Below are 1,800 nucleotides of genomic sequence, written 5' to 3'. Positions count from 1 at the left end.
TTGGCGGATACCGTTGAAAAACACCTATTGATCGTCGGGTCTCAAACATCCACCTTTAACGAGGTTGCGCGGAAGAAAGGTACTCTATGGAGAGGCTTGTGCGAGCCATCGATTTCGTGATCGATATTTTTGGGGCATTGGGCGGTGGCGGACCTGAAACGGGTTCTTGGAGAAATGCTGAACGCGTTGTGGTGGCCATCGCGGCAATGGTCTTATCTTCCGTGCTTTGCTTTATTATTGCCGTTAAGATCATGGCGTGATTCAATCGTCGCATTGATTTGCGGAGGATTGAGCGATGATGGGATGCCAGACAGCTCCAGCGCAGCTTTTCTACGACTTCTGCCTTGATGATCACGTTCCGGCAGACCACCTGCTGCGCGGGATTGACCACCATCTCGAACTCGACAGTGTGCGGGCACAATTGAAACCTTTCTACAGCGCCACCGGTCGCCCCTCCATTGATCCCGAGCTCATGATGCGAATGCTGATCATCGGCTATTCCATGGGTATCCGCTCGGAACGCCGACTGTGCGAGGAGGTCCATCTTAATCTCGCCTATCGCTGGTTCTGCCGCCTTGGTTTGGACGGAAAGGTCCCGGATCATTCCAGCTTCTCGAAGAACCGCCACGGCCGGTTCCGGCAAAGCGATATCCTGCGGCACATGTTCGAGACGGTAGTGGAACGCTGCCTCGCTCAAGGGTTGGTTGGCGCGGAAGGATTTGCAGTCGATGCCAGCCTTATTGCTGCGGATGCCAACAAGCAGCGTTCGGTCCCAGGAGCTGAGTGGGAAGCAAAGGAAGACGCTGGCCGCTCGGTCCAGGAGTATCTGGCTGTTCTCGATGATGCCGCTTTCGGTGCTGCGTCGCCCATTACACCGAAGTTCATCTCCCCGTCTGATCCGGCCGCCCAATGGACCGGTGCTCACAAAGGCCATGCCTTCTTCGCCTACGCCACCAATTATCTGATCGACAACGATCATGGTGTCATTGTCGATGTGGAGGCGACGCGTGCGATCCGCCAGGCAGAAGTCGGAGCATCCCGCACGATGCTCGAAAGGACCGAGAACCGCTTCGGCTTGAAGCCGGACTATCTGGCCGCTGACAGCGCTTACGGTTCCGCCGACAACTTGGCATGGCTGGTCAAGGACAAGAAGATCGCGCCGCATATCCCGGTCTTTGACAAATCGAACCGGACGGACGGTACCTTCTCACGGTCGGACTTCACCTGGGAAGCTGAGAATGAGCAATACCTTTGCCCTGCCGGAAAGGAACTGAAGCAATTCCACCGTACTTACGACCCACCCAGATCGGGGATCACGGCCGAGGGGACCAGGCTTTATCGTGCCAGGAAGAAGGACTGTGATCAGTGTGAGCTGAAGCCTCGCTGCTGCCCGAACATGCCTATGCGCAAAATACCGCGCGATCTCAACGAGGATGCACGCGATGTCGCTAGAGCGATTGCCAAGACACCGGAATATGAGCAGTCACGGCATCGTCGAAAGAAGGTCGAAATGCTCTTCGCTCACCTGAAGCGCATTCTGCGGATGGCAAGGTTGCGCCTTCGAGGGCCCTATGGTGCGAGAGACGAATTCCTGCTTGCGGCAACCGCACAGAACCTGAGGAGGCTGGCCAAACTCAGGCCTCAGATGCCGCCATGCGAACCCATCGCCGCCTAAAGGCGGCATAGACCATCACCCTGCGCCAAGGCGCGGGGCAGATCACGGCATAGTTCAGCGTCCGAAAGACCACGGAGGGCGTCTGAGCGGATAATCCATCGAGTTTTTCAACGATATCGGCGCAT

At 56.7% G+C, this 1,800-nt stretch carries 2 protein-coding genes; both read left to right on the top strand.

Translation table 11 applies throughout. From position 1 onward, the window contains the following. Positions 1 to 98: 98 nt before the first annotated feature. Positions 99 to 260, top strand: a complete 162-nt coding sequence (locus FB593_RS27690) for a hypothetical protein (RefSeq protein WP_186448007.1) — start codon at positions 99 to 101, stop codon at positions 258 to 260. Between the two features lie 35 nt (positions 261 to 295). Continuing rightward, positions 296 to 1,675, top strand: coding sequence for a transposase (locus FB593_RS27375; RefSeq protein WP_145167666.1), 1,380 nt, complete (start codon positions 296 to 298; stop codon positions 1,673 to 1,675). Positions 1,676 to 1,800: the final 125 nt, after the last annotated feature.

This window comes from Rhizobium sp. SJZ105 (assembly GCF_007828365.1).
In the GTDB taxonomy this organism is placed as follows: domain Bacteria; phylum Pseudomonadota; class Alphaproteobacteria; order Rhizobiales; family Rhizobiaceae; genus Agrobacterium; species Agrobacterium tumefaciens.
Note: the sequence above shows the minus strand (reverse complement) of the source record. Positions and strands in the feature narration are given on the sequence as shown.

Bases quoted from the DNA above. Each gene is read 5' to 3' on its own strand.
- FB593_RS27375 (WP_145167666.1), top strand. From the start codon at position 296: ATGATGGGATGCCAGACAGCTCCAGCGCAGCTTTTCTACGACTTCTGC.